The sequence below is a fragment of the Pseudactinotalea sp. HY158 genome, from assembly GCF_009660225.1.
Lineage (GTDB): Bacteria > Actinomycetota > Actinomycetes > Actinomycetales > Beutenbergiaceae > HY158.
Map to the genome: position 1 here is coordinate 2,314,234 of NZ_CP045920.1, position 23,430 is coordinate 2,337,663.

General features: G+C 72.8%; 22 protein-coding genes. 9 read left to right on the plus strand and 13 right to left on the minus strand.

The genetic code is table 11. The annotated features are described in order from the left end of the window. Window positions 1–9: 9 nt before the first annotated feature. The 3 genes from GCE65_RS10215 to GCE65_RS10225 are packed head-to-tail and all read right to left on the minus strand — an operon-like array spanning window position 10 to window position 2,154. Window positions 10–408: a DUF3040 domain-containing protein gene (locus GCE65_RS10215; protein WP_194164959.1), complete on the minus strand. Its 399-nt coding sequence runs from the start codon at window positions 406–408 to the stop codon at window positions 10–12. A 46-nt stretch (window positions 409–454) separates the two neighbouring features. Then, on the minus strand, window positions 455–1,702 hold the full coding sequence (dinB, locus tag GCE65_RS10220; RefSeq protein ID WP_153878321.1) for a DNA polymerase IV: 1,248 nt from the start codon (window positions 1,700–1,702) through the stop codon (window positions 455–457). Then, window positions 1,699–2,154 (minus strand): SAV_6107 family HEPN domain-containing protein, encoded by a 456-nt coding sequence (locus GCE65_RS10225; protein ID WP_152818336.1) that lies wholly within the window; start codon window positions 2,152–2,154, stop codon window positions 1,699–1,701. The genes dinB and GCE65_RS10225 overlap by 4 nt, the downstream gene beginning before the upstream one ends. Window positions 2,155–2,431: 277 nt before the next feature. On the opposite strand from GCE65_RS10225, the gene GCE65_RS10230 reads away from it, so the two are divergent. Further along, window positions 2,432–3,223: a spermidine synthase gene (locus GCE65_RS10230; protein WP_153878322.1), complete on the plus strand. Its 792-nt coding sequence runs from the start codon at window positions 2,432–2,434 to the stop codon at window positions 3,221–3,223. A 155-nt stretch (window positions 3,224–3,378) separates the two neighbouring features. Here GCE65_RS10230 and GCE65_RS10235 read toward each other — a convergent pair whose 3' ends face one another. Further along, window positions 3,379–3,582 (minus strand): cold-shock protein, encoded by a 204-nt coding sequence (locus GCE65_RS10235; protein ID WP_152818338.1) that lies wholly within the window; start codon window positions 3,580–3,582, stop codon window positions 3,379–3,381. A 235-nt stretch (window positions 3,583–3,817) separates the two neighbouring features. Further along, complete coding sequence (locus GCE65_RS10240; RefSeq protein ID WP_152818339.1) at window positions 3,818–4,774, minus strand: proteasome assembly chaperone family protein; 957 nt, start codon at window positions 4,772–4,774, stop codon at window positions 3,818–3,820. Between the two features lie 204 nt (window positions 4,775–4,978). Between GCE65_RS10240 and GCE65_RS10245 the strand changes: the two genes are divergently transcribed. The 3 genes from GCE65_RS10245 to serA all read left to right on the plus strand — a co-directional run bounded on the left by GCE65_RS10245 (window position 4,979) and on the right by serA (window position 8,503). Beyond that, window positions 4,979–6,472, plus strand: a complete 1,494-nt coding sequence (locus tag GCE65_RS10245; RefSeq protein WP_370460104.1) for a hypothetical protein — start codon at window positions 4,979–4,981, stop codon at window positions 6,470–6,472. Beyond that, the gene (locus GCE65_RS17100) at window positions 6,436–7,209 is read left to right on the plus strand and encodes a hypothetical protein (protein ID WP_370460105.1); all 774 of its coding nucleotides are present in this window, start codon (window positions 6,436–6,438) and stop codon (window positions 7,207–7,209) included. The genes GCE65_RS10245 and GCE65_RS17100 overlap by 37 nt, the downstream gene beginning before the upstream one ends. Window positions 7,210–7,276: 67 nt before the next feature. After that, a complete protein-coding gene (gene serA, locus GCE65_RS10250; RefSeq protein WP_228759893.1) occupies window positions 7,277–8,503 on the plus strand; it encodes a phosphoglycerate dehydrogenase in 1,227 nt (408 codons plus the stop codon). 86 nt (window positions 8,504–8,589) lie between these two features. Here serA and GCE65_RS16275 read toward each other — a convergent pair whose 3' ends face one another. Continuing rightward, window positions 8,590–8,766, minus strand: coding sequence for a DUF5302 domain-containing protein (locus tag GCE65_RS16275; protein WP_194164960.1), 177 nt, complete (start codon window positions 8,764–8,766; stop codon window positions 8,590–8,592). Between the two features lie 203 nt (window positions 8,767–8,969). Here GCE65_RS16275 and mgrA point away from each other — a divergent pair, with 203 nt between their 5' ends. Beyond that, window positions 8,970–10,010, plus strand: a complete 1,041-nt coding sequence (gene mgrA / locus GCE65_RS10255; protein WP_152818342.1) for an L-glyceraldehyde 3-phosphate reductase — start codon at window positions 8,970–8,972, stop codon at window positions 10,008–10,010. Between the two features lie 32 nt (window positions 10,011–10,042). On the opposite strand, the gene nrdR is transcribed toward mgrA, so the two are convergent. Beyond that, complete coding sequence (nrdR, locus tag GCE65_RS10260; protein ID WP_153878323.1) at window positions 10,043–10,513, minus strand: transcriptional regulator NrdR; 471 nt, start codon at window positions 10,511–10,513, stop codon at window positions 10,043–10,045. Between the two features lie 163 nt (window positions 10,514–10,676). Then, window positions 10,677–11,273 (minus strand): LysM peptidoglycan-binding domain-containing protein, encoded by a 597-nt coding sequence (locus GCE65_RS16280; RefSeq protein WP_194164961.1) that lies wholly within the window; start codon window positions 11,271–11,273, stop codon window positions 10,677–10,679. Window positions 11,274–11,790: 517 nt separating this feature from the next. Between GCE65_RS16280 and lexA the strand changes: the two genes are divergently transcribed. Further along, entirely contained in the window at window positions 11,791–12,495 is a 705-nt protein-coding gene (gene lexA, locus GCE65_RS10270; RefSeq protein WP_152818344.1) for a transcriptional repressor LexA, read from the plus strand. Window positions 12,496–12,550: 55 nt separating this feature from the next. Here lexA and GCE65_RS10275 read toward each other — a convergent pair whose 3' ends face one another. Continuing rightward, window positions 12,551–14,548 carry an ATP-dependent DNA helicase gene (locus GCE65_RS10275; RefSeq protein ID WP_370460106.1) on the minus strand — a complete coding sequence of 666 codons (1,998 nt, stop codon included), beginning with the start codon at window positions 14,546–14,548 and terminating at the stop codon, window positions 12,551–12,553. A gap of 219 nt (window positions 14,549–14,767) precedes the next feature. On the opposite strand from GCE65_RS10275, the gene GCE65_RS10280 reads away from it, so the two are divergent. Further along, window positions 14,768–15,760 (plus strand): LacI family DNA-binding transcriptional regulator, encoded by a 993-nt coding sequence (locus GCE65_RS10280; RefSeq protein WP_152818458.1) that lies wholly within the window; start codon window positions 14,768–14,770, stop codon window positions 15,758–15,760. A 27-nt stretch (window positions 15,761–15,787) separates the two neighbouring features. Here the strand turns inward: GCE65_RS10280 and hflX are convergent, their stop codons facing one another. Beyond that, a complete protein-coding gene (gene hflX, locus GCE65_RS10285) occupies window positions 15,788–17,323 on the minus strand; it encodes a GTPase HflX (RefSeq protein ID WP_153878325.1) in 1,536 nt (511 codons plus the stop codon). 111 nt (window positions 17,324–17,434) lie between these two features. On the opposite strand from hflX, the gene GCE65_RS10290 reads away from it, so the two are divergent. Next, window positions 17,435–18,034, plus strand: coding sequence for a class I SAM-dependent methyltransferase (locus GCE65_RS10290; RefSeq protein ID WP_228759894.1), 600 nt, complete (start codon window positions 17,435–17,437; stop codon window positions 18,032–18,034). 73 nt (window positions 18,035–18,107) lie between these two features. Here the strand turns inward: GCE65_RS10290 and GCE65_RS10295 are convergent, their stop codons facing one another. From GCE65_RS10295 to miaB, 3 genes are read right to left on the minus strand one after another with little or no spacing between them, the layout of a single operon-like run. Then, window positions 18,108–19,088, minus strand: a complete 981-nt coding sequence (locus tag GCE65_RS10295; protein WP_153878326.1) for a hypothetical protein — start codon at window positions 19,086–19,088, stop codon at window positions 18,108–18,110. Next, a complete protein-coding gene (miaA, locus tag GCE65_RS10300) occupies window positions 19,085–20,011 on the minus strand; it encodes a tRNA (adenosine(37)-N6)-dimethylallyltransferase MiaA (RefSeq protein WP_152818348.1) in 927 nt (308 codons plus the stop codon). Before miaA ends, GCE65_RS10295 begins: the two co-directional genes overlap by 4 nt. Before the next feature lie 32 nt (window positions 20,012–20,043). Next, the gene (miaB, locus tag GCE65_RS10305) at window positions 20,044–21,639 is read right to left on the minus strand and encodes a tRNA (N6-isopentenyl adenosine(37)-C2)-methylthiotransferase MiaB (RefSeq protein ID WP_153878327.1); all 1,596 of its coding nucleotides are present in this window, start codon (window positions 21,637–21,639) and stop codon (window positions 20,044–20,046) included. 298 nt (window positions 21,640–21,937) lie between these two features. On the opposite strand from miaB, the gene GCE65_RS10310 reads away from it, so the two are divergent. After that, window positions 21,938–23,218 carry an ABC transporter substrate-binding protein gene (locus GCE65_RS10310; RefSeq protein WP_152818350.1) on the plus strand — a complete coding sequence of 427 codons (1,281 nt, stop codon included), beginning with the start codon at window positions 21,938–21,940 and terminating at the stop codon, window positions 23,216–23,218. Window positions 23,219–23,430: the final 212 nt, after the last annotated feature.

The following is a 23,430-nucleotide window of genomic DNA, read 5'->3' on the forward strand; positions in this document are numbered from 1 at the left end:
AAGGGCGGCTCAGCGGTCGCGGCGGCGCTTCTCCCACCGGTCGTCGAGGCGATCGAGGAGTGGGCGCTTGGACGTGGGCGCCTTGCCTCCGTGCGGCTTGTTTCCGCGCGGGCTCCCGCCCCGGCCGGAGTGACCGCGCGGATCGCTCGGAGGGCCACTGCGCCGCATCGCGAGGAGGACTCCGCCGAACATCGCAACGAAGCCGAGCGAACCGAGCCAGATGTGCCCCGAGGCGACGCCTCCGATGAGTCCGCCGAGGCCGAGGAGTACGATGAGGACACCGATCGCCACAGTCAGCGGTCGACGCGGCCCCTGCCGCGAGATGACCTCGACGAGGCGGGGGTCATCGGAGCGGAGCTGCTGCTCCAGCTGCTCCAACACGCGCTGCTCGTACTCGGAGAGTGGCATGTCGGCTCCTGACGGGTCGCTCGGCATCGGGGATCGGTGCTTTTCTCTAGGATAGTTCCCCTTCGCCGTTCTCGGTACCCGGACCGCGGACCAGTGAGCCAACTCGCATCGCCTCCGACCCGAATCTCGCCCGCACCTCGTCCATCGCCCGTTCGGCGTCACGCCGTTCGGGACCCGGATCGTCGAATGCGGCTTGGATCGCGACGGTCGCCGCGGGCTGCAGCGACTCGCACCGGATCCCCAGGAGCCGCACGCCCCGGCTCAGGCCGCTCATCCCCGCGAGCAGGGCCTTGGCCGCCCCGTACAGCTCGTGCGCGACGTCGGTGGGGGCCGCGAGCGTGCGGGAACGGCTCAGGGTGGTGAAGTCGTGCATGCGCACCTTGATGGAGACGGTGCCTCCGAGCACCTCGGCGGCTCGCAGCCTCGCGGCACAGCGGTGCGCCTGATCGAGGAGCGCGGCGTTCAGCTCGTCGAGGTCGGTCAGGTCCGTGGGGAAGGTCTGCTCGTGCCCGATGGACTTCTCCGCGCGCACGGGTTCGACCGGGCGCGGATCCCTTCCCCACGAGAGGTCGTGGAGCCGCTCCGCGCCGCGGACGCCGACGAGGGCGGCGAGGCGCGCCACCGGGGTCTCGGCGAGCGCGGCGACCGTGGTGATCCCCGCCCCGGCGAGGCCCGCCTCGGTGCGCTCCCCCACGCCCCAGAGCGCGCCGACCGGGAGCTGGTGGAGGAAGTCGATCGTGGCCTCGTGCGGGACGAGGAGCATCCCGTCGGGCTTGGCGTGCTGCGAGGCGAGCTTCGCCACGAACTTCGTCGAGGCGATGCCGACCGAGGCCACGACGTGCAGTTCCGCGGCGATGCGGGCCCGGATGAGCCGGCTGATCCGACTGGGGCCGCCGATCCGCCGCCGCGCGCCGGAGACGTCGAGGAAGGCCTCGTCGATCGAGACCGGTTCGATCACGGGGGTGATGTCCCCGAGGATCTGCATGACCGACCGCGAGACCTCCCGGTAGCGGGCGTGATCGGGGCGGATGACGATCGCCCGGGGGGCGAGGATCCGGGCCCGGCGCATCGGCATCGCCGACCGCACCCCGAGGGCGCGCGCCTCGTACGTGGCCGAGAGCACGACGCCCCGGTGTTCCCCGCCGACGATGACCGGTAGCCCGCGCAACTCGGGGCGGTCGATCAGCTCGACCGCAGCGAAGAACGCGTCCATGTCGACGTGCAGGATCGGGGCGGAGGAGTCGTCCTCGCCCCAGTCGCGGCGCACGCCCGCGGCGCGGGGGGAGCGGCTCACGAGGCCTTCGCCGCCCCGTGGCCGTCGCGGGCGAAGGCCCGCCCGAACCGATCCGCACTCGGGGCCATCGTCCACGGCACGAGCGTCGCCGCCCGGCCGTCGAGCTCGCGCTCGACGGCGGCGACGAACTCGCCGGCGGCGGCCAGGGCCGCGGCGGCCCGCCCCGGCGGGAGCGAGTCGAGCTGCCCGGACTCGATGCCCGCGCGGATGGGCGCTCCCGCCGCGAATCGCTCCGCCCAGGGCTCCCACGGCCCGCCGCGCTCGGCCAGCTGCTCCCACACGCTGCGCAGGCGCCGCCGTCCCGTGGCAGAACTGCCCGCCGTCACGGCGGCCGCCGCCCGCAGCGCGGCCATGTGGGCGTGGAGGAAGATCTCGGTGTCGGCCCGCGCCCGCGCGGCGTCGTCGAGTTCGCCGTGGGCCCGGGTGAGTTGCCGATGCGCTGCGATGGTCATGATGCCCTCCCGACACCAGTATCGAACATCCGTTTGAACGAGTCAAGGGTTCCGGAGCGATCGGCCCCACCGGCCCGACCTACCCGATCAGCCCGAGCCACCCGATCGGCCCGAGCCACCCGATCGGCCCGAGCCACCCGATCGGCCCGATCGGCCCGGCGGCTAGGCTGCCCACGTGCCCCGTCGGTCGTCGTCCTCATCCCGCTCCCGTCGCTCCGGTTCGGCTGCCCGCGCCCGCCGCACGCCCCAGGGAGCGGACGGCTGGCCGGAGGGGCCCGTGGCCACCTCGTGCACCACCGTAGAACTGGCCTACGACATCGAACGCACGCAGGTGACCGTGCTCCTCGGCGGGGTCGAGAGCTCGCACCTCAACCTGCTCGACCCGGCCGACCTCACCTTCGAGTACATGCAGCACATGCAGGCGGTGATCCGCGCGGCCTTCCCGCCGGCGGGCCCGGGCGGCGCCCCGCGGCTGCGCGCGCTGCACCTGGGGGCCGCCGGTTGCGCCATGGCCCGCGCGATCGAGGCCGAATGGCCCGACTCGCGGCAGCTCGCCGTTGAGATCGACGGCCTGCTCGCGCAGTACATGCGGGAATGGTTCGAGCTGCCCCGGGCGCCACGGCTGCGGATCCGTGTGGGCGATGCGCGCGCGGCGGTCGACTCCCCGGGCCCCGCGCGCTATGAGGTCGTCCTGCGCGACGCCTTCGCCGATCGGGTCGTTCCCCAGCACCTGCGCACGGTGGAGTTCACACGTGCGGTCGCCGCCCGGCTGACCGAGGACGGAATCTACCTGGCCAACGTCGCCGACCGCCCACCCCTGCCGGTCGCGCGCCGGGAGGCCGCCACGCTGGCCGCGGTGTTCGCCCACGTCGGGATCGTCGCCGAGCCGGCCATCCTGCGCGGGCGCCGTTACGGCAACGTCGTGCTCGTCGGCTCCCACCGCCCGCTCCCCGACACCGCGGCGCGGCTCCTGCGCTCCATGCCCGTGGCGGCCCGCCTGGTCACCGGCCCGCAGGCGCTCGACTTCCTCGCCGGTCACCGCCCGTTCGAGGACCCGCCCGCCCCCTGAGCCGCCTCGGCCCCGAGTCGCCCGAGTCGCGAACGTTCGCCGGAGTCGCCGACGTCACCGCAGCCGCCGGGACCGCCGGAGCCGGGGACTCGTCGTCCATGAGAAACGACGACGGGCCCGTGACCAACCGGTCACGGGCCCGCCTCACGCCTGGATCAGACGGCGCGAACGCTCTCCGCCTGCGGGCCCTTGGGGCCCTGGGTGATGTCGAACTCCACGCGCTGAGCCTCCTCGAGCGAGCGGTAGCCGTCGCTCTCGATCGCCGAGTAGTGCACGAAGACGTCGTCCCCGCCACCATCCTGGGCGATGAAGCCGTAGCCCTTTTCAGCGTTGAACCACTTGACGGTTCCCTGTGCCATGTTGCTGTGTCCTTCCGGGACTTTCTGTCGAGACGGACCGTGTGTCCGTCTCGCGGTGCCGCATTGCCTCGCCCACGTCGTGCTTTGGGTGATTATCCCGGGTGCTACGTAAGAGAAACTGGTGCAACTGCGGGACAGTCTTGCATGGACGCCGCGTGATCGCCACTATCGCGACGGGCGGCACACCGAACCGCCCACCAGGTGGACACCCGGATGCCGGGCCGAACGGCCCACCTCACTCCGCCGCCGGCCCCTGTGGCCCGAACTCGTCGCCGGAGTCGGTCTCGGACTCGTGGCCGGCGAGGAAGGCCTCGACCTGGGCCGCGATGTCGTCGGCGCTGGGCACGTCGACCGGCGCGGGCAGGGGGTGGCGCCCCTCGGCGACGGCCCGCTGGGCGTGCTCGTCGTAGTTGCGTTCGAGCGCATGGACGACGCCGCTCACCTCCGCCGATTCGCCCACCTGGCGGTCGATCTCCTCGAGCACCCGCACGCCCTCGGCCTCGAGGTCGCCGAGGGGCAGCGACAGGTCGCCGGCGCGCGAGACCTGCCGCAGGAGCTCGGCCGCCGCCTGCGGGAACTCGGTCTGGGCGAGGTAGTGGGGCACGTTGACGGAGATCCCGAGCGCGTCGCGGCCGCGGCGCCCCAACTCGTACTCGAGCAGCGCGGAGACCGAGGCGGGCACCTGGACCGAGCCGATGAAGTTCGGGTGATCGGCGATGAGGTCGCGCCGGGTCGCGTGGGCCGTCACGGTGAGCGGGCGCGTGTGCGGGACCCCCATCGGGATGCCGTGCATGCCGATGGTCAGCCGCACCCCGAAGTCGTCGACGATCGCCTCGACGGCGTCGACGAAGGAGTCCCACTGCAGGTCGGGCTCGGGCCCGTGCAGGAGAAGCAGCGGCTCACCCTCGTCGTCACGGAGCAGGTCGACCACGAGCTCGGGCCGGTCGTAGTCGGTGAAGGCGCCGTTCTCGAACATCATCGCCGGGCGGCGAGAGCGGTAGTCGAGCAGCTCGTCCACACGGAACGTGGCGACGCGCTCGCCGCCGAGGGTCGCGGTCAGGTGGTCGGCGGCCTGCTGACCCGCCTGGCCCGCGTCGAAGGCGCCCTGGAACGCGTGCACGAGCACGGCGACGGCCTCGGCCGGCTCCTCGGAGCGGACGAACAGATCACGGGGGTTGCGCGGGTTGCTCATATCGGGTATCACCTCGCTGGTCACAACACGTGGACGGCCTGGGACATTCCCCGCCCGTCGCCGCCCGGTGCGGGCCACGTCACACCCGCGCACGTGCCTGCTGGCGGACTTCCGGGCTCGATCCCGGCCCGCCGGATGGATAATAGACGGTCCGCCCCTGGCGGCGGAATTCCGGCCTCCCCTGCGCGTAAAGGACCCGTGATCGTGTCGGCTGCCGCTGATCCCCGACCCACGCCCACCCCCCTGACCGACGAACAGCTCCACCTCGACGAGGTCTACCTCCGGCTCGACGAACTGCGCGCCCACACCCGCGGCCGGCTCGCCCACGTGCGCCGCGAGGGCCCGAGCGGCTCGCCGCAGAACCGGAGCGAACGCGACGCCTTCGCCACCCTCTACGAGGACCGGCTGGCACAGCTCGAATCCGTCGAGGAGCGGCTCGTGTTCGGCCGGCTCGACCTGACCGACGGCGAGGAGCGCTACGTGGGCCGGATCGGCCTCTCGGACGCCGAGCACTCCCAACTGCTCACCGACTGGCGCGCGCCGGCGGCCGAGCCGTTCTATCAGGCGACCGCCGCCCACCCCGGCGGTGTGGTCCTGCGCCGACACATCCAGACGCGGCTGCGCTCCGTGGTCTCGATCGAGGACGACGTGCTCGACCTCGACGCCGTGACCGACCCCTCGCAGGTGGCCGGCCAGGGAGCCCTCCTGGCGGCCCTGGCCCAGCACCGCACCGGCCGGATGGGCGACATCGTGGCGACGATCCAGGCGGAGCAGGACGCGATCATCCGCTCCGACTCGGCCGGCGTGCTCGTGGTTCAGGGCGGACCGGGCACCGGGAAGACCGCGGTCGCCCTGCACCGGGCGGCCTACCTGCTCTACGCCCACCGCGAGCGGCTCGAACGCTCCGGGGTGCTCGTGATCGGGCCGACGCCGGTGTTCCTGCGCTATATCGAACAGGTGCTGCCCGCCCTCGGGGAGACGGGGGTCGTCTCGATGACGATCGCCGGCCTGCTCCCGGACGTGACCGCCACGGGCACGGAGCCGGACGAGATCGCCACGATCAAGGGCCGGGGCGTGTGGGCCCGGATCCTGCCGCGCGCCGTGCGGGCCCGGCAGCGGGTGCTCTCGGAGCGGCCGCTGCGCGTGGCCCGGGAGACCCTCACCCTGCGCCCGGCCGACCTGCGCACCGCGCAGGCGAAGGCACGCCGCACCGGCAAGCCCCACAACGAGGCCCGGGTGACGTTCGTGCGGCACATGCTCACCGCGCTCGCGCAGCAGTACGCGCAGGCCCTCGGCGAGGAGGTGGGCGAGGCCGACTGGGCGGAGCTGACCGAGGAGGTGCGCTCCGCGCGGGACGTGCGGGTCGCACTCAACCTCGCCTGGATGCCGCTCACCCCCGCCTCCCTCCTGCGGGATCTGTACACGAAGCCGCACCGGCTGCTCGAGGCCGCCCCCGAACTCGGCGCGCGCACCCGGGCCCGGCTCGCCTGGCCGGCCGATCGCGTGCCCGGCCCGGGCGGCGAGTGGCCGAGTGGACCCCCGCGGACGTGCCGCTCCTCGACGAGCTGGCCGAGCTCCTCGGGGCCGACGACTCCCTCGACCGTGAACACTCGCGCCGGGAGGCCGCCCGGCGGGCGGAGGCGGTGGCCTATGCGCAGGAGATGCTCAGCGCCTCGGGCGCCGGCGGCGGCATGGTGAGCGCCGAGATGCTCGCCGACCGATTCGACGGGGGCGCCGCCGTGGGCTCCCTCGCCGACCGGGCCCGCGCAGACCGGCAATGGACCTACGGGCACGTCGTCATCGACGAGGCGCAGGAGCTGTCGGCGATGGCCTGGCGTGCCGTGCTGCGGCGCAATCCGTCCCGGTCGATGACCGTGGTCGGCGACGTGGCCCAGACCTCCACCGCCGCCGGTGCCCGCAGCTGGGGCGAGGCGCTCGACTCCCGCCTGCGCGACGGCTGGCGGCTCGAGACGCTGAGCGTCAACTACCGCACCCCGGCCTCGATCATGGCGGCGGCCCACGCGGTGGCCGCGGCGGCCGACCCCGCCCATCCCCCCGCCACGCTCACCTCCGCCCGAGACGTCGAGGGGGCGCTGCGTCGTCATCACGCCCTCGACGCCCCCGCCACCACGGCCGCGGTGGTCGCGGCGATCCCCGCGGACACCGGCGCGATCGCGGTCATCGCGCCCGCCACACTCGTGGCGGACGTGGCCCGGACGCTCGGTGTGAGTCTCGACGGCGACCTGCGCGACCCTGTGGTGGTGCTCACTCCCGGGCAGGCGAAGGGCCTCGAATTCGATCACGTCGTGCTGGTGGAGCCGGCCCGGATCCAGCGGGAGGGGCACGGGCCGGGCGACCTGTATGTGGCGATGACGCGGCCGACCCGGCACCTCGACGTCGTCCACAGCGAGGAGCTGCCGGCCGGGCTCGCCTGACCGGCGGGGCGCGAGCGGGCGCCGTCCACTGCGTGATATCCGTTTGGTCCGATCGGCGGGATGGGTCATGATAGACGACGTGGTCAAGGCACTCCTTCTCGAAAGCATCCATCCGTTCGCGCGGGAATCCCTCGAAAAGGCCGGGGTGGAGGTGACCACCGCCAAGGGGGCGCTCGACGAGGACGAGCTCATCTCGGCACTGTCCGGGGTGCAGCTCCTCGGTATCCGGTCGAAGACGCACCTGACGTCGCGCGTGATCGCCGAGTCGCCCGACCTGCTCGCGGTCGGCGCGTTCTGCATCGGCACGAACCAGATCGACCTGCAGGCCGCGGCCGAGGCCGGCGTCGCCGCGTTCAACGCCCCGTTCTCGAACACCCGCTCCGTGGTCGAGCTGGCGCTCTCGGAGATCATCGCGCTGACCCGCCGCCTGACCGAGAAGGACAAGGCGCTGCACGCCGGCGTCTGGGACAAGTCCGCCACGGGCTCGCACGAGGTGCGCGGGCGCACCCTGGGCATCGTGGGCTACGGCAACATCGGCACCCAGCTGTCCGTCGTGGCCGAGGCGCTCGGCATGCGCGTCATCTTCTACGACACGGCCGAGAAGCTCGCCCTGGGCAACGCCCGGCGGATGACCTCGCTGGAGGACCTGCTCGCCGAGGCGGACGTGGTCACGCTCCACGTCGACGGCCGCCCGGGCAATGCCGGGATGTTCGGCCCGCCGCAGTTCCGCGGGATGAAGGACGGCTCGATCTTCCTCAACCTCTCCCGCGGGTTCCTCGTGGACTACGCGTACCTGCGCGAGGAGATCCTCTCCGGCCGACTCGCGGGCGCGGCGGTCGACGTCTTCCCGACCGAGCCGAAGGTGCAGGGCGACGCGTTCGACTCGGAGCTGCGCGACCTGCCCAACGTCATCCTCACCCCGCACGTGGGCGGCTCGACCGAGGAGGCGCAGGCCGATATCGGCAAGTTCGTCTCGGCGAAGCTGCGCGACTACTTCACGCTGGGCACCACGAACCTCTCCGTCAACGTGCCGGCGCTCGTGCTCGAGACCCCGCGGGGGTCGAACGTGCGCGTGACGCACCTGCACCGCAACGTTCCCGGCGTGCTGGCCGGCATCAACCAGGTGCTCTCGACCGCGGGCGCGAACATCGAGTCCCAGGTGCTCGGGACCGTGGGCCACCTCGGCTACGCGGTGACCGACGTCTCCTCCCGGCTCGCGGCCGAGGCCGTGGCGGGCATGGAGCAGATCGACGGCACCATCCGGGTGCGCGTGCTCACCCCCGCCGGCGCCTGAGTCGCCCGGAGCGGACACACACAGCGGGGACGCCCGACCACCCGGGGGGTGGCCAGGCGTCCCCGCTGGTCTGCGGCAGGTGGCGCTCAGCCGGACTTGCGGCGGAACATCCGCCTCCCCTCGGCGCCGGTCACCTCCGAGCCGTGGATCGACCCGGTGTTGGAGCGGCCGTCGGCCCGCGCATGCTCGGTCTCCTTCTTCCGTTCGAGCGCTGCGCGCATCTTCGCCTTCGCGTCGGCGTATTCGTCCTGGTTCTCAGCCATCTGAGCCTCCTAGTGACCTGTCTGTACCGGGGTCCGGCTGACCCACTCCCCCCAGCTTGCCAAGGACGGTCGCGGCTGCCCAGCTTATTGACGGCGTGGCCCGCGTCGGCCCGGCCGCGCCCGGGTCGGCCGGGACCGGATCGGACCGGATCGGCCCGGATCACTCGGGGCCCACCCCCGATCGGTGCCGATAGGGTCGGGGCATGTACACCCCCGCAGCTGATCGATATGACCGGATGCCCATGCGTCGCGCCGGACGCAGCGGCTTGGACCTCCCAGCGATCTCGCTGGGCCTGTGGCAGAACTTCGGCGACAACACGCCGCTGCAGCGCCAGCGCGACATCATCCTGCACGCGATCGACCAGGGGATCACGCAGATCGACCTGGCGAACAACTACGGACCGCCGCCGGGGTCGGCCGAGCGCAACTTCGCCCGAGTGCTCCACTCGGACCTCGCCGGCCTGCGCGACCAGCTCGTCGTCACGACGAAGGCCGGGTACGACATGTGGCCCGGGCCCTACGGCCAATGGGGCTCCCGCAAGTACCTGCTCGCCTCGCTCGACGCCTCCCTCGACCGACTCGGCCTGCCGTACGTCGACATCTTCTACAGTCACCGATTCGATCCGAACACGCCGCTGCGGGAGACGATGGGGGCCCTCAAGACCGCGGTCGACTCGGGCCGGGCGCTGTACGCGGGGATCTCCTCGTACTCGGCGACCCGCACTCGCGAGGCCCTGGCCGTCTGTGCCGACATCGGCCTCGACCTGCTCGTGCACCAGCCGTCCTACTCGATGCTCAATCGCTGGATCGAGGAGCCCGACACCTCGGGCGAGAGCGTCCTCGACGTGCTCGGGTCGGCGGGCATGGGCTCGGTCGTGTTCTCCCCGCTGGCACAGGGACTGCTCACCGGAAAGTACCTGCACGGAGTCCCGGAGGGCTCTCGGGCCGCGCGGCACGGTTCGCTCCGCTCCGAGCATCTCAGCGAGCAGAATCTGACGGCGATCCGTTCACTCCACGAGGTGGCTCAGGCGCGCGGCCAGAGCCTGGCGCAGATGGCGATCGCCTGGGTGCTCCGCGACCCGCGCGTGACCACCGCCCTCGTGGGCGCCTCGAGCGTGGAGCAGCTGAGCGACACGCTCGGTGCGCTGGCGAACCTGGACTTCACGGCGGACGAACTCGAGCGCATCGACCGCTTCGCGCGCGACGGCGACATCAACATCTGGGCCCGCTCGAGCGACGCCTGAGGGCGTCACCGCCGCGCTGCGGCGAGAGCCGATCAGGGGGTCTCGGGCGCGGGCTCGTCTCGTTCTCGTCGCAGCGTGGAGATCGCGTCCTCGAAGTCCGTGAGGGAGCTGAAGCCCTGGTAGACGCTGGCGAAGCGCAGGTAGGCCACCTCGTCGAGATCCCGGAGCGGGCCGAGGATCGTCAGGCCGACCTCGTGCGCGTCGATCTCCGCGGCCCCCGTGCTGCGCACCGCCTCCTCCACCTGCTGGGCGAGCAGCGCGAACTGATCCTCGCTCACCGGGCGGCCCTGGCAGGCCTTCCGCACGCCGGCGATGACCTTGTCACGACTGAACGGCTCGACCGCGCCGGAGCGCTTCATCACCGACAGGCTCGTCGTCTCGAGCGTGGTGAAACGCCGACCGCAGTTGGGGCATTGACGCCTGCGCCGAATCGAGGAGCCGTCCTCGGCGGTTCGCGAATCGACGACTCGCGAGTCGGGGTGTCGACAGAATGGGCAATGCACCCGTGCACCATCCCTTCGAATCACATATCTGTAACTCCGGGAAACGCTACGGGTTCCACCCCGCCGGTGCAAGTGGAGTTCCGCCCCGCCGGTGCACGTCGGGCTCCGCCCCCGGTGCACGTCGGGCTCCGCCCCGCCGGTGCACGTGGCCGCGGTGGCATGCTCAGCCCGCCGCCACGGGGACGAGGAGGCTCTGGCCGCCGGTGAGGGCGGAACCGTCGAGGGAGTTGAGCGCGCGGATCTCCTCCATGAGCGGCCGCAGGTCCGCGCCCGGCTCGGCCACGGCGCCGGCGATCTGCCAGAGACTCTCGCCGGACTCGACCGTGACGACGTCGGTCGCCGCGGGCACGTCTCCGCCGGACTGCACGAGGCCACCCACGAGCGATCCGAGTCCGACCGCCAGGGCGAACCCGGCGCCGACCAGGACCCGCTGGCCGCGGACGGTCAGCTGGGAGAAGCTCCGCCGGCGCGCGGGGCTCGCCGCGACGGAGTGCGTGGCTACCGAGTGCGTGGCTACCGAGTGCGTGGCTGCCGCATGTGACAGCGACCGCGGCGCAGACGAGGGCACCCGCGCCGGAGCCCGCGTAAGCGTCGGCGTCGGCTCGATCCGGCCGACCGGCCGGTTGACGATGCGGCCGACGGGCCGGGAGACCACGAGCGAGAGCGCCTCTCCCACGTGCTGGTGGAGCCCGGTCCGAACGGCCGGGGCGGCCTCACGTCGAGGCTCGACGGGCGCCCGGGTCGGGAGCGGGGTGGTCACGGGTGCGGTCGCGGGGACGGTGGTGGAACGATGCGGGAGCGACCGGATCGGGAGCCGGGCGGCGACATCGCCCGCTCCGCTCCCGCGGCCGGGAGCACGGTCCTCGGCCCGCTCCGGCGATTCGCTCCATTCGGGCAGGAGCACCATGTGGGCCCGGCGGGAGCGGCGCGCGGGGTCGGTCGGGCGGGGTCCCCGCTGCGGGACTGCGGCGGGGAGTGGGCGGCCGGCACGGTGGGGCTTCGTTGAAGCTAGAACACTCATCGTCGTTCCTCTCGAACGTCCGTTCGTCGTACGCTTGTACGAAGATAACAGGAAGCCCGGCCGATGTCGACACGCGGTTCGAACATATGTTTGGCGAACCGGTGTCTGCGGCCGTAGGCTGATCAACATCACGACCAAGCTGAGCACCGACCACCGACATCCGATCGACCCGTTCGGATCTCCGGCGCCGGGAGGTTCGCGGCGTGGCCACGCCCCGGTCCCGGGCCCCCGGCCGGAACGGAACGAAGGAGAGTCCATGAGCCCCACCGCCGAGACCGGGCGCCCCGCCGCCGATCTGACCGAACGGCAGGCGCGGATCATGGCGTGCATCCGCGACTCCCTGAGCGAACGCGGCTACCCGCCCACGATGCGCGAGATCGGCGAGGCCGTGGGACTCGCCAGCCCGTCGTCCGTCAAGTATCAGCTCCAGGTGCTCGAGGAGAAGGGTCTCCTCCGACGCGACCCGATCGCGACCCGGGCGATCGAGCTCATCGATCCCGACGGTTCCGTCGGCACGGACGCGGCGGACGCCCCCTCGACCGAGGGCGCGCCGACCTTCGCCACGAACGAGGGCGCCGTGACGGTCGAGCCCTCCTTCGTGCCGGTCGTGGGACGAATCGCGGCGGGCGGGCCGATCCTGGCCGAGCAGGCCATCGACGACGTCTTCCCCCTGCCGAAGCAGCTCGTCGGCGACGGCGAACTCTTCCTTCTCAAGGTGGTGGGCGACTCGATGATCGAGGCCGCCATCTGCGAGGACGACTGGGTCGTGGTCCGGTCACAGTCCGTGGCCGAGAACGGCGAGATCGTCGCCGCCATGATCGACGGCGAGGCCACGGTCAAGACGCTGCGGCACGCGGACGACGGCCGCTGGCTCCACCCGGCGAACCCGAACTACTCCCCCATCGACGGCACCCACGCGGTCATCCTCGGGCGCGTCGTCGCGGTTCTGCGCGCACTCTAGCCGCCCGTTTCTTCGCGCCGGCCCCCCCGCTCCTGCTGGGGCGCGGGGACGAGGCTCAGGAGCCCTCGCGCAGCCGGGTGAGGGCGGCCCGCACGAGCGCAGGGTCGGTCGTGGGCCACAGCGGAGGCAGGGACGCCGCGAGGAAGCTGCCGTAGCGGGCGGTCGCGAGCCGCGGGTCCAGGACCGCCACGACGCCGCGGTCACCCACCCCCCGGATGAGCCGACCGGCCCCCTGGGCGAGCAGGAGGGCTGCGTGCGCGGCCGCCACCTGCATGAAGCCGTTGCCGCCGCGGGCCTTGACGGCGTCGGAACGCGCCGACATGACCGGGTCGTCCGGCCGCGGGAACGGGATGCGGTCCATGAGCACGAGTCGGCACGTGTCCCCCGGCACGTCGACCCCCTGCCACAGGGTGAGCGTGCCGAAGAGGCAACTGGCGTCGTCCTCGATGAATCGACGCACGAGCGAGCCGATGGAGTCCTCGCCCTGGACGAGGATCGGCACCTCGAGCCGTTCGCGCATGACCTCGGCCACGGCCTCGGCGGCCCGGCGCGAGGAGAACAGGCCGAGCGTGCGCCCGCCGGCCGCCGTGATCAGCTCGGCCACCTCGTCGAGGAGCTGGTCGCTCGGGCCCTCTCGCCCCGGTGGCGGCAGGTGCTTGGCCACGTAGACGATGCCCTGGGCGCGGTAGTCGAACGGCGAGGCGACCTCGATTCCCTCGTAGTCGCCGGCGAGGCCGATCATGGCGGCCACCGGCTCGAACCGCCCGCCGAGGGTGAGAGTGGCGGAGGTGCACACGACCGCCTTCTCCCCGAGCAGCTCCCCCGCGATCCGCCCCGCGACCTCGAGCGGGGCGACCATGATCCGGGGAGCCTCGCCGGCCTGTCGGGGCGCCTCGCACCAGACCACATCACGGTTCTCGGCGATCGAGTCCGACAGGAGTCGGTCGGTCACCTCGGCGAGTTCGACGAGGGCGGAGCGGGCCATGAGCGTGCCACCCTGGTCGCCCTTCCCCGCGCCGCGACTCTCCCGCAACGCGGTGAGCACCTCGCGGGTGCCGGCGTCGATCGCGCGGGCCGCCGCGTTCACCTCGATCGGCAGCCCGCGGGGCCATCGGCCCGGCTGCGCGTGGGCCAGCGCCTCCCGCAGGGCCGCGGCCCCCTCGTCGAGGGCGGTCGTCGCCAGGCCCGCGTGTCGGCGCGCGAGCCGGGCGACCCGCTCGACCGCCGCTCCGGAGAGCTCGACCGTCGCCTGGGAGGTGACCCGGGACGGCAGTTCGTGCGCCTCGTCGATGATGAGCACATCGTGCTCCGGCAGGGCGCGCGGGGAGCCCGAGGCCGCGACCCCGAGCATGGCGTGGTTCGTGATCACGACGTCGGCCTCCCGCGATCGCCTGCGCGCCGCCTCGGGGAAGCACTCGTCGAGGAGTGGGCACTTCTGACCGAGGCACTCGAGCGCGCTGATCGAGACCTGCCGCCAGGCCCGGTCGCTCACGCCCGCGGGCAGGTCGTCGCGATCCCCGGTCTCGCTCGTGGCGGCCCAGTCGCGCAGCCGGAGCACCTGGGCGGCGAGGCCGCTCCGCTCCCGGCCGCCCTCGCCCGGGTCCGACTCCCCGGCGGGCGGCGCATGGTCCTCCGCCCGCAGGCCCTCGCTCGAGAACAGCGCCTCCTCCTCATCGGGGTAGCCGCCGGCGAGCTTGTGCTTGCACAGGTAGTTGTGCCATCCCTTGAGGAGCGCCACCTCGGGTGCGCGGCCGGCCGCGGCGGTGACGACCGGCTCGAGCCGCGGGAGGTCGACCCCGACGATCTGTCGTTGGAGCGCCAGGGTCGCCGTGGACACGACGGCCCGCTCCCCGGTCCGGATCGTGTGCAGCAGCGTCGGCAGCAGGTAGGCGATGGACTTCCCGGTGCCGGTGCCCGCCTGTACGAGCAGCCGGCCGCCCCCGGCGACGGCGGCCGAGACCGCCCGGGCCATCTCGTGCTGGCCCTCCCGCCGGGATCCGGCCATCGCCGAGACGACGGAGTCGAGCACCTCGTCCACGTCTGCGCCACTCACCCGCCCATCCTCCCAGGTTCGCGGTCGGCGCGAACGTGCGTCCACGGATCGTCCCCGCCGGGGGCCCAAGAGCGTTAGGATGTCCTGTTAACGATGTCAATCGCTTGATTCCGGCCATCTCGCCACCTGGCTCCGGTCGGAGCACACCAGAAAGGATCGTCCGCCATGACGACTGCCGGGCCCTCCCACTCACGTCGACGGGGCACGTCGCGGCCCACGATGCACGATGTCGCTGCATTCGCGGGCGTGAGCCACAAGACGGTCTCCCGGGTAGTCAACGGTGATCCCTACGTCAGTGACGACATGCTAGCGCGCGTGACCGCCGCGATCGATGCCGTCGGGTATCGCCGCAACGAGTTCGCGCGCCAGCTGCGCCAGGGCTCCACGAACACGATCTCGTTCGTCATGGAGGACGTCTCCGACCCGTTCTACTCGGTGGTCACCCGTGCCGCGGAGGAGGTCGCCGCGGCACGCGAGGTCTTCCTCGTCGCGGCCTCCTCCGAGGGGGATCCCGCCCGCGCCGTCGGGCTCGTCAACACCTTCAACGGCCGCCAGGTCGAGGGACAGCTCCTCACCCCGACCGAGGGCATCGAGTCGGAGGGGTTGGCGACCGAGCTGCGCATGGGCGCCCCGCTCGTGTTCATCGACCGGCCGGTGCGCGGGCTCGAGGCCGACACGGTGCTCGCCGACAACGCGGGCGGCACCCGCCTGGCCACCGAGCACCTCCTCGCCCACGGCCACCGGCGGATCGCCTACCTCGGCGACAACCCGTCCCTGTACACCGCGCGGGAGCGCGCCTCCGGCTACCGCGCCGCCCTCGAGGCCGCAGGCGCCGGCGTCGACGAGCGCCTCATCCACCTCGGCACCCCGAACGTGGCGGAGGTCGACGCCGTGCTGGCCCGGTTGCTCGACCTCGATCCGGCTCCCACGGCGCTCATCACGGGCAACAACCGGCTCACCCATGCCGCGCTCCGCACGGGCCGGCGGATCCTGCAGCGACTCGCACTCGTCGGGTTCGACGACTTCGAGCTGGCCGACGTTCTCGACCCGCCCGTGACCGTCGTGGCGCAGGATGCGAGCGGGATGGGGCGCCGTGCGGCCGAGCTGCTCTTCGATCGGATCGCGGGCGACTCGCGGCCGCCGGAGAACGTCACGCTGCCCGTGCGTCTCATCGAACGGGGTTCGGGCGAACGCCCCCCGGCGAGCGTCTAGCCGCGTCGCCGGGGCGGCCCGCAGGCGTCAGGACGACGCCTGGGTCGCCTTCCGCAGATCGGTCGCCAGCGCCTCGTCGACCCGGGCGACGAGGTGGGTGCCCTCGGCGTCGTGCAGCTCGCTGAGCACCTCCCCGGTCGTGTACGCCCGGTGCACGAGGTCGCCCCGGTCGTAGGGCACGACGAGGTCGACCTCGATCCGCGGCCGCGGGAGGTCCGCGGCGATCCGCTCGCGCAGCTCCTCGATCCCGGCGCCCGTGGCCGCGGAGACGATGATCGCCCCGGGCTCGGCGGTGCGCAGTCGGGCCAGGGTCTCCGGTTCGGCGAGGTCGGCCTTGTTGAGCACCACGAGCTCCGGCAGGTCGGCGGTCCCGGGGATGTCGCGCAGCACGTCCCGGACGGAGACGATCTGGCCCTCCGGGTCCGGGTGCGCCGCGTCGACCACGTGCACGACGACGTCGGAGAGGCCGACCTCCTCGAGCGTCGATCGGAACGCCTCGACCAGTTCGGTGGGCAGGCTCCGCACGAAGCCGACGGTGTCGGCGAGCGTGTACTCGCGCCCGTCGGGAGTGCGCGAGCGGCGCACCGTCGGATCGAGGGTCGCGAACAGCGCGTTCTCCACGAGCACCCCGGCGCCGGTGAGGCGGTTGAGCAGGGAGGACTTTCCCGCGTTCGTGTAGCCGACGATCGCCGCCGAGGGCACGGCGCCCGCGCGCCGGTGCTGACGCTGGGTCTCCCGGGCCGGGGCCATCGCGGCGATCTCGTGGCGCAACTTGGACATCCGCGAGCGGATCCGTCGGCGATCGAGCTCGATCTTCGTCTCACCGGGGCCGCGGGAGCCGATCCCCTCGCCGCCGGCCGCGCGGCCGCCCGCCTGCCGCGACATCGATTCGCCCCAGCCGCGCAGCCGCGGCAGCAGGTACTCGAGCTGGGCGAGCTCGACCTGGGCCTTGCCCTCTCGGGACTTGGCGTGCTGGGCGAAGATGTCGAGGATGAGGGCGGTCCGGTCGATCACCTTGACCCGGACCACGTCCTCGAGCGCGCGCCGCTGGGAGGGAGCCAGCTCGGAGTCGACGATCACGGTGTCCGCCCCCGTCTCGCGCACGATGTCGGCGAGTTCCCGGGACTTGCCCGAGCCGAGATAGGTGGCCGGGTCCGGATGCGGGCGCCGCTGCAGCACCCCGCCCCGCACGGTCGAGCCCGCGGTCTCGGCGAGCGCGGCGAGCTCCCGGAGCGAGACCTCGGCGGCCTCGGTCCGGCCGGAGGTGTAGATCCCGGCGAGGACGACCCGCTCGAGCCGCAGCTGCCTGTTCTCGACCTCGGTGACGTCCTCGAGCTCGGTCGAGAGCCCGCCGATCCGGCGGAGGGCCGCGCGTTCCTCGACGTCGAACTGGTCGCCGTCGTAGTCGGTGTGCTCGGCCGCCCGCTCCTGCAGGGCCGTTCCGGACCGGGCGAGGATCCGGGCGACCAGATCCTCGGCGCGCTGGTGGTCGCTCACCGGTGCCGGGCTGCCGGAGTGGTCGGCACGGGCGGTGGTGCCACGGTCGTGACCAGGTGCGGGCATATCATCCTTCGAGTGGGGTGGAGTGGTGTTCTCCACTCTCGCACGCTCCAGGTCGCGGGCCAAGGTGATTTCGCTGCGAGCGCGCGCCCGCGCGGGCCTATCCTGTTCTGCGTGTCGCACTACTTCAGCTCAGAGCCCCCCGCCCGGTCGCGTGAACGCGAGGTGCGGGTGGTCCTGCGGGGGCGCCCGATGACGGCCGGCACCGCGGCGGGGGTGTTCTCGGGGGGCCGACTGGACCCCGGCACGGCGGTCCTCCTCCGCGAGGTCCCGGACCCGCCGGCGAGCGGCCTCGGTGTGGACCTGGGCTGCGGGTGGGGGCCGATCGCGCTGGCGATGGCCGATGCCGCGCCGGGGCTGCGGGTCGTGGGGATCGACGTCAATCCCGCTGCACGGGCGTTGACGGAGGCGAACGCCCACCGCAACGGACTCGCGGTCGAGGCCCGCGCGCCCGAGGAGTTCGCCGGCCCCGCCCCGATCGACGTGCTCTGGTCGAACCCGCCGATCCGGGTGGGCAAGGCGGTCCTGCACGAGATGATGCGCACGTGGCTGCCCCGGCTCGCGCCCGCCGGCGAGGCCTACCTCGTGGTGAACAAGAACCTCGGCTCGGACTCGCTGCACCGCTGGCTCGAGCAGGAGCTGCCGGTGACGGTCGCGCGGGTCGCCAGCCACAAGGGCTTCCGGGTGTTGCGGGTGCGCCCGGCGCGCACCTGAACCGTCCCGATCCGGGCACCCTCCGGCGAGCGGGGGCCGGGCGGGCACGGGACGTCGGCCCGATCGGACCCGTTCAGGCCTGCTGGACCGGTTGAGCCGGCTGGGCCTTCCATGCGATCGTGGCGGGGAAGACGATCTCCTCGGCCACCTCGACCGACCGCGACGGGTGCACGATGACGCGCTGGGACCCGCCGGGGGTGAGCACGACCCACTCGGCAGCCGCCTCCGCACCGAGCCAGTGGCGCACGGCGACCGTGGCCGCCGCGGCGGCGTAGTCGTCGCCGAGCAGCTCCGCGCCGTCGGCGGTGGCGAGCCGGACCTGCGCCGCCCCGATCCGCTCGGAGCCGGTCACCGCGCCGCCGGCGCCGATCACCTCGACGTCGCGCTCGCCGAGCGGGACCACGAACGCGAGGCTGCCGGTGCCGTCCGTGGCGGGCTCGACGCGGGTGGGTGCGCTCAGATCCAGGCCGGCGAGCTCGTCGGCGGACTCGAGGGCGACGATCGTGTGGGTGGCGCCCACGTCGAGTTGGAGACCGGGCCGCGGCTCGTCGAGGCCGCTGACGGCGACGGTGGCGTTGAAGCCCTCGTCGAGGGTCTTGGTGCCGCCGAGGCCGCGCCAGGCGCCGACGGTGATCCCGTACTGACCGTCCCGGTAGGTGACGTAGTGGCGGCCGGCGTCCGAGAGCAGGGCGATCGTGTCGCCCTCCCCCGCACTCACCTCACCGCTGGTGTGCAGGTAGGCGGCCGCGACGCGCAGCACGCCGGTCGAGACGACGGCGGGCCCCCCGCTCGGGGAGATGGCCGAGACGAACCAGGCCGGGCCGGACTTCCCGAGCACGGAGCTGAGCACGAGCCGGATGATGCCCGTGGCGCCGATCCCGCGCACCGGATCGGTCACGGCCCGCACCGAGGCGGCACTCAGCTCGCCGGTTCCGTCGCGGTCGCAGTGCACGAGATAGGCCCGGGCGGCGCCGTGGGCCTTCGTCAGGTCGATCATCGGGGCCCGCGCGGGCGCGGGGCCGGTCTCGTCGATGAGGGTGGGATCGGTGCTCATGGGCAGAGCCTATGCGCTCGGCGGGCCAGGTCCGAACCGGGTTCGAGCCAGGTCACGCGCGGGTCCCGCCGGAACCACTTGAGCTGGCGGCGCGCCAGTTGCCGGGTGGCGAGGGCGACCTGGTCGCGCGCCTCCTCGACCCCGAGTTCGCCGCGGACGACGCCGATCGCCTGGGCGTATCCGACCGCCCTCGCCGCGGTGGGTCCGCCGGCCAGGCCGCGGGCGAGCAGCTCCTCGGTCTCCTCGACCAGGCCGGCGGCGAACATCGCCCGCGTGCGCCGCCCGATCGCATCCTCGAGGTCGACGGCGGGCACGGCGATGCCGAGCTGAACCGCCTCGATCTCGTACGTATACGTCGGCAGCCGGGCCGAGAAGGGCTCCCCGGTCAGCTCGATCACCTCGAGCGCCCGCACGATGCGGCGGGTGTTGGCACGGTCGATCCGCTCGGCGGCGGCCGGGTCCGCCCGGGCCAGCTCGTCGTGGAGCAGGCCCGGACCGAGCTCGTCGGCGCGGGCCTGGATGCCGGCGCGCACGGCCTCGTCGGTGCCGGGAAAGGAGATGCGGTCGAGCAGCGCCCGCACGTAGAGCCCGCTGCCGCCGACGACGATCGCTCGCCGCCCGGCGGCCGCGATCCTGCCCAGGTCCGCGCGGGCATGCCGCTGATACGCGGCCACGCTCGCCTCGTCGGTCACCTCGAGCACGTCGAGCTGGTGGTGGGCGATGCCCCGACGCTCGGAGGCCGGCACCTTGGCCGTGCCGATGTCCATCCCCCGGTAGAGCTGCATCGCATCCGCGTTGACGATCTCGCCGTCGAGCGACTCGGCCAGATCGAGCGCGAGGTCGGACTTGCCCGTCGCCGTCGGGCCGACGATCGCGACGACGCCTCCGGCCGGCCGGATCGCGGGGGCTCCCGCCCGGCCCATCACCGGGCCATCACCGGGTCCATCACGGGCCGTCACCGGGCCGGCGGGAGGGCGGGCATCCCGAGCCCGACGGGACGCGGCCCCGCGGGTTCCGCCTGTGCGGCCGCGACGGCGTGGCGGGCCCGCTCCCACGCGTCGCCCGCACGGGTGCGCCGCAGCGCGAACGTCCCTCCGGCCGGGCCGGAGTCCGCGATGAGGTGGTGGGGGGCCGCGTGGGTGATCGTGGCGGTGACGAGGTCCCCGGGGCGGGGGCGACGGTCGGCGGGGAGGGCGGCGACGTCGGGGGGAAGCCCCACGTGCACGAGCCGGTTGTCGGGGGCGCGACCGGACACGCGCGCGGTCGCCGCGTCCTTGCGGCCGTCCGAATCGGCGAGCAGGACCTCGACCGTGCGGCCCACCTGGGCCGCGTTCTCCTCGCCCGAGATGCGCTCCTGCAGGGCGAGCAGCCGGCGGTAGCGGTCGGCGACGACGTCCGCGGGCACCTGATCGGGCATCGTCGCGGCCGGCGTGCCGGGGCGCGGGGAGTACTGGAAGGTGAAGGCGGAGGAGAACCGAGACCGCTCGACCACCTCGAGGGTGGCCTGGAAGTCCTCCTCGGTCTCGCCCGGGAACCCGACGATCAGGTCGGTGGTGATGGCGGCGTCCGGGATGCGGGCGCGGACGCGGTCGAGGATGCCGAGAAACTTGGCCGAGCGGTACGACCGGCGCATCGCCCGCAGCACCCGGTCGGAACCGGACTGCAGGGGCATGTGCAGGGTCGGCATGACGGCCGGGGTCTCGGCCATCGCCTCGATCACGTCGTCCGTGAACGCCGCCGGGTGCGGGGAGGTGAAGCGGAGCCGCTCGAGGTGCTCGATGCGGCCGCACGCGCGCAGCAGCTTCGCGAACGCCCCGCGGTCGCCGAAGCCGACGCCGTAGGAGTTGACGTTCTGGCCGAGCAGGGTGACCTCGATGGCCCCCTCGGCGACCACCGCCCCGACCTCGGCGAGCACGTCACCGGGCCGGCGGTCGCGCTCCTTGCCACGCAGGTGCGGCACGATGCAGAAGGCGCACGTGTTGTTGCAGCCGACGGAGATGGAGACCCAGGCCGAGAAGGCGCTGTCGCGTTTCGTGGGCAGCGTGGAGGGGAAGGTCTTGAGCGCCTCCTCGATCTCGACCTGGGCCTCCTCGTTGTGCCGGGCCCGTTCGAGCAGCACCGGCAGGACGTCGATGTTGTGGGTGCCGAAGACGACGTCGACGTAGGGTGCGCGCTCGACGATCCCGGCCCGATCCTGCTGCGCGAGGCAGCCACCGACGGCGATCTGGAAGCCCGGCCGGCGCTTCTTGATGGAGGCGAGCTGTCCCAGGTTGCCGTAGAGCCGGTCGGAGGCGTTCTCGCGCACCGCACAGGTGTTGATCACGACGACGTCGGCGCCGTCGACCTCGCCGAGGAGCGAGCCCGCACCCGCGGTCGGGGCCTCGACATAGCCGGCGTCGGTGAGCAGCCCCGCCATCCGCTCCGAGTCGTGCTCGTTCATCTGACACCCGAGGGTGCGCACGAGGTAGGTGCGGGGCCGGCCGCGGTCACCCGCCCCCTCGGCGGGGAGAGCGGCCGGGGAGTCGAGCGGCGGGGCTGCTGGAGAGGTCACGGGAACCGATCGTACAAGCCGCGCGCGACACGCTCCCGGAGTGAGGGGCCTCACACGCGTTGACAACGTTATCAAGGGGCCGTACCGTGTGGCTCACACATCGACGCCGCCGCTCGATCCGCGCAACCTGGCCCCGATTCCCCCCATCGGGCACACCCGCACGGCCCCCAGCTCCAGATCACAGTTTGAGTACATTTGTTGTTTTCTGAGTATTTGTGGACTTGTGTGGGTCAGGACGACGGTGCGGAAGCATACGATGTCCTCTAACTCCCCTCCCCCTACACAAAGGAGTGACCAGATGCGACGCATCTCAGCGGTCGCTGCGCTCGCGGCAGCCGGACTCGTGCTCACCGCCTGCGGCGGCGGTAGCGACGACGGCGACAACGCCGACGCCGGTGGCGACAACTCGGCCAGCAAGGTCGAGGTCTTCACCTGGTGGGCGGCCGGTTCGGAACTGACCGGCCTGCAGGCGCTCGAGGCGGTCTTCGCCGAGCAGCACCCCGACACCGAGTTCATCAACGGCGCGGTCGCCGGCGGCGCCGGTTCGGCGGCGAAGGACCTCCTGCAGACCCGGCTGCAGGCCGGCGACCCGCCGGACACGTTCCAGGCCCACGCGGGCATGGAGCTGCAGGACTACATCGACGCGGGCCAGCTCGAAGACGTCTCGGGCCTGTACGACGAGTTCGGCCTGAACGAGGTCTTCCCCCAGGACCTGCTCGACCTGCTCACCGTCGACGGCAAGATCTACTCGGTGCCCTCGAACATCCACCGCTCGAACGTCGTGTGGGCCAACCCCGAGGTGCTCGAGGCCGCCGGTGTCGACCCGGCCGCGGTGCCGGAGGACATCGACGCGTGGATCGCGGACCTGCAGAAGGTCGCCGACTCCGGCGCGACCGCCCTGTCGGTCGCGGCGCCCTGGACCCAGGTCAACCTGCTCGAGACCGTGCTCATGGCCGATCTCGGCGCCGAGGGCTACAACGGCCTGTGGAACGGTTCGACCGACTGGGCGAGCGCCGAGGTGACCGGCGCGCTCGAGCACTTCGAGACGCTCATCGGCTTCACGAACACCGACCGTGACGGTCTGGACTGGCCCGACGCCACCCAGAAGGTCATCGACGGCGTCGCCGGCTACAACGTCATGGGCGACTGGGCCGTGGCCCTGTTCGAGGAGAACGACATCGAGCGCGGCACCGGCTTCGTCGACTTCCCGGTCCCGGGTTCGGACGAGCAGTTCGGCTTCCTCGCCGACTCCTTCACCCTGCCCGTGGGCGCCAAGCACGCCGAGGGCGCGAAGGCCTGGCTCGAGACGATCGGTTCGCTCGAGGGCCAGGTCGCGTTCAACAAGGCCAAGGGTTCGATCCCGGCCCGGACCGACGCGGACCCCTCGGAGTTCTCCGAGTACCAGCAGACCGCCATCGAGTCCTACGCGAACGACACGATCGTTCCCTCGCTCGCGCACGGCGCGGCCGCTCCGGTCGCGGTCCTCAACGGCGTGACCGACGCGGTGAGCAAGTTCACCGCCGGTGGCTCCGACCTGGCCACCTTCCAGAGCGAGCTCGGAGCAGCCGTCAACGGCTGACCCCTCGCACGACGCACACCGGGCGGGTGCTCCAGGACGGGGCACCCGCCCGCTGCGGTCCGTGGCCGGAAGCGGCCACCGATCGCGCACGGGAGGGTCCGGTCCGGACCACACCGGATCCGGACCGGACCGCCCGACGCACCGCCGCCGTCCACAATCAGGCACGAAAAGGAGTCACGTGAACCGCCTGAAACGACTGGGGCCTCCGTTGC